The following is a 1,770-nucleotide window of genomic DNA, read 5'->3' as shown; positions in this document are numbered from 1 at the left end:
GTCCTTCACTACAACGAGCTTTTGGGACTTGCCCAGGGCATGACGCCCCAGGAGCTTGCACTTGATCTTCATGCAATCGACTGCACACCATTCCTGGAGAAGATACTGTAAGGAGGCTAAAGAAATGTCTGAAAATCAGGAACCAAGAATCGGTGTATTCATCTGCCACTGCGGAACCAACATCGCAGGCTCGATCGACATCCAGGCAGTCAAGGATTATGCAACAACCCTCCCTAACGTCATCGTTGCAGACGAGTACCAGTATATGTGTTCGACACCCGGCCAGAGCAAGATCATCGATGCTATCAAAGAGCACAACCTGACCGGAATCGTTGTCGCAGCATGTTCGCCACGTCTTCACGAGCCCACTTTCAGGGTTGCAACTGCTGAAGGAGGCCTCAACAAGTTCCGCTTCGAGATGGCCAACATCCGTGAGCACAACTCGTGGGTTCACATGCACGACTGGGACCTTGCGACCAGCAAGGCCAAGGACCAGGTAAGAATCGCAGTCGCCAAGGCAAGACTTTTAGAGGACCTCGAGCCGAAGGAAGTTCCGGTGGAACATGCGGCAATGGTCGTCGGCGCAGGTGTCGGCGGTATCCAGGCCGCACTCGACCTTGCAAACGCAGGGATCAAGACCTACCTTGTGGAGCAGACCCCCACAATCGGCGGCAGAATGTCGCAGCTTGACAAGACCTTCCCTACACTCGACTGTTCGCAGTGTATCCTTACGCCTAAGATGGTGGACGCAGGCCGTCACCCTAATATTATCCTAAGGACCTACCACGAGGTCGAGAACGTCGAGGGTTACATCGGCAACTTCGAGATCACTCTCAGGAAGAAGGCTCGTGGTACCCGTAACGAGGCCGAGATGAAGGCCGACGGTGTCACAGGCTCCGGCTGTAACGGCTGCGGTGACTGTGCCACTGTTTGTCCTGTCATCAAACCTAACCCGTTCGAGTTCGGAATGGCTCCGAGAAAGGCAATCTACATCTACCACGCCCAGGTCATGCCGCTGCAGTACACGATCGACTACGATGCGTGTGTTAAGTGTGGCCTCTGTGTTGATGCGTGCGGTGTCGAGAAGAACGCAATCGACCTCCACATGGTCGATACCTTCGAGAAGATCAAGGTCGGCTGCTGTATCCTTGCAACCGGTTACGATCTCATACCTATCGAGGACAAGAGGGAATGGGGCTACAAGCGCTACGAGAATGTTATTACAGGTCTCGAGTTCGAGCGCCTGATCTGTGCATCCGGACCTACCGGCGGCCACATGATCCGCCCGTCGGACGGTGCGACCCCTCTGAAGGTCGGCTTCGTCCTCTGTGCAGGTTCGCGTGACAACACCGGCGGTGTCGGCAAGCCTTACTGTTCAAGGTTCTGCTGTATGTACTCGCTCAAGCACGCCCACCAGTTAATGGAGAAGATCCCCGGCTGCCAGCCTTATATCTTCTATATGGATATCCGTTCGTTCGGCAAGGCTTACGAGGAGTTCTACTATCGTATCCAGAACGAGGGTGCGAAGTTCATCCGCGGCCGTGTCGCCGAACTCCAGGAAGACCCCGTGACAAAGAACGTCATCGTGAAGACCGAGGACACGCTTCTCGGCAGGCCTGTCAGCGTTGAGTGCGACCTCGTCGTTCTCGCGGCTGCAATCCAGCCCAAGCCCGACGCGGAACCTGTCCGCCAGATGTTCGGTATCTCGAAGTCGCAGGACGGCTGGTATCTTGAGGCTCACCCGAAGCTCAACCCGTGCGGAACAACGAC

Annotated in this window: 1 protein-coding gene and 1 pseudogene; both read left to right on the top strand. The window is 55.6% G+C overall.

What is annotated here, in order from left to right:
• Window positions 1-111, top strand: a pseudogene (locus METPAY_RS15395) (CoB--CoM heterodisulfide reductase subunit B); the annotation flags it as partial.
• A gap of 13 nt (window positions 112-124) precedes the next feature.
• Window positions 125-1,770: CoB--CoM heterodisulfide reductase iron-sulfur subunit A family protein (locus tag METPAY_RS01800; RefSeq protein WP_048148623.1), on the top strand; the 1,646-nt coding region annotated here is incomplete at its 3' end.

This window comes from Methanolacinia paynteri (assembly GCF_000784355.1).
Lineage (GTDB): Archaea > Halobacteriota > Methanomicrobia > Methanomicrobiales > Methanomicrobiaceae > Methanolacinia > Methanolacinia paynteri.
Note: the sequence above shows the minus strand (reverse complement) of the source record. Positions and strands in the feature narration are given on the sequence as shown.